Origin of the sequence: Helicobacter saguini, assembly GCF_000762875.2 — a bacterium.
GTDB classification, from domain to species: Bacteria; Campylobacterota; Campylobacteria; order Campylobacterales; family Helicobacteraceae; genus Helicobacter_A; species Helicobacter_A saguini.
The window spans coordinates 1-2339 of the sequence record NZ_JRMP02000043.1; the positions used below are offsets into that span (position 1 = coordinate 1).

1 rRNA gene is annotated in these 2339 nt (G+C 47.6%); it reads left to right on the forward strand.

Annotated elements, in window-relative coordinates:
• Positions 1 to 2311: ribosomal RNA gene (locus tag LS64_RS12035) — 23S ribosomal RNA — on the forward strand; the annotation flags it as partial.
• Between the last annotated feature and the right edge of the window lie 28 nt (positions 2312 to 2339).

The window sequence follows — 2339 nt, forward strand, 5'->3', positions numbered from 1 at the left end:
AGGGTGATGGACTGCCTTTTGCATAATGATCCTGCGAGTTGTGGTATCTGGCAAGGTTAAGCAAACGCGAAGCCGTAGCGAAAGCGACTTTTAACGAGGGTTAAGTCAGATGCTGCAGACCCGAAGCCAAGTGATCTATCCATGACCAAGTTGAAGTAAGTGTAATAGCTTATGGAGGACTGAACTCGTACCCATTGAAACGGGTTGGGATGAGTTGTGGATAGGGGTGAAAGGCCAAACAAACTTGGTGATAGCTGGTTCTCTTCGAAATATATTTAGGTATAGCCTCAAGTGATAGTAATAGGGGGTAGAGCTCTGATTGGGCTAGGGCTACTCACCGTGGTACCAACCCCTGTCAAACTGCGAATACCTATTACCGTATCTTGGGAGTCAGGCGGTGGGTGATAAAATCAATCGTCAAAAGGGGAACAACCCAGACTACCAACTAAGGTCCCAAAGTTCTATTCTAAGTGGAAAATGATGTGAAGTTACTTAGACAACCAGGAGGTTGGCTTAGAAGCAGCCATCCTTTAAAGAAAGCGTAACAGCTCACTGGTCTAGTGATTTTGCGCAGAAAATATAACGGGGCTAAGATAGACACCGAAGTTGTAGATTATGCTGATGCATAGTGGTAGAAGAGCGTTCGTATTGCATTGAAGGTATATCGGTAAGAAGTGCTGGAGCGATGCGAAGTGAGCATGCAGGAATGAGTAGCGATAAAAGTGGTGAGAATCCACTTCGCCGAAAGTCTAAGGTTTCCTACGCGATGCTCGTCATCGTAGGGTTAGTCGGGTCCTAAGACAAGTCAGAAATGGGTAGTCGATGGAAAATGGGTTAATATTCCCATACCAACATAAGTGTGCGATGGGGGGACGCATAAGGCTAAATGGCGTTAGCTGATGGAATAGCTAATTTAAAAGTGTAGATTGAAGGAGTGGCAAATCCGCCTTTGTATTTGAAACTTGAATAGCTTGTTGCGACCTTCGGGTCAAGATAAGTGCCATTGATGCCATCGTGCCAAGAAAAGCCTCTAAGTTTAACTTATGTTGCCCGTACCGCAAACCGACACAGGTAGATAGGATGAGTATTCTAAGGCGCGTGAAAGAACTCTCTTTAAGGAACTCTGCAAACTAGCACCGTAAGTTCGCGATAAGGTGTGCCACAGAAATGTGGTCTCAGCAAAGAGTCCCTCCCGACTGTTTACCAAAAACACAGCACTTTGCAAACTCGTAAGAGGAAGTATAAGGTGTGACGCCTGCCCGGTGCTCGAAGGTTAAGAGGATTAGTTAGACGCAAGTTAAAGCTTTGAATTGAAGCCCGAGTAAACGGCGGCCGTAACTATAACGGTCCTAAGGTAGCGAAATTCCTTGTCGGTTAAATACCGACCTGCATGAATGGCGTAACGAGATGGGAGCTGTCTCAAAGAGTGATTCAGTGAAATTGTAGTGGAGGTGAAAATTCCTCCTACCCGCGGCAAGACGGAGAGACCCCGTGGACCTTTACTACAGCTTGGCACTGCCGATGGGAGCATTATGCGCAGGATAGGTGGGAGGCTTTGAAATCTTTACTCCGGTGGAGATGGAGCCATCGTTGAGATACCACCCTTAATGCTTCTATTTGCTAACTAGCTTATGTCATCCATAAGTAGGACAATGCCTGGTGGGTAGTTTGACTGGGGCGGTCGCCTCCTAAAAAGTAACGGAGGCTTGCAAAGGTTGGCTCATTGCGGTTGGAAATCGCAAGCAGAGTGTAATGGCATAAGCCAGCTTAACTGTAAGACAAACAAGTCGAGCAGAGACGAAAGTCGGTCATAGTGATCCGGTGATTCTGTGTGGAAGGGTCATCGCTCAAAGGATAAAAGGTACCCCGGGGATAACAGGCTGATCTCCCCCAAGAGCTCACATCGACGGGGAGGTTTGGCACCTCGATGTCGGCTCATCGCATCCTGGGGCTGGAGCAGGTCCCAAGGGTATGGCTGTTCGCCATTTAAAGCGGTACGCGAGCTGGGTTCAGAACGTCGTGAGACAGTTCGGTCCCTATCTGCCGTGGGCGTAGGAGAGTTGAGGAGAGCTGTCCCTAGTACGAGAGGACCGGGATGGACATGCCACTGGTGTATCTGTTGTTCTGCCAAGAGCATCGCAGAGTAGCTACGCATGGTAGTGATAACCGCTGAAAGCATCTAAGCGGGAAGCCAACTCCAAGATTAACTCTCCCTAAGGTCGCAGCAAGACTAGCTGCTTGATAGGGTAGATGTGTAAGCATAGTAATATGTTTAGCTGACTACTACTAATAGACCTTGTGGCTTTTTGATTTAAGGATACCGCCTTATTGAGTGTATT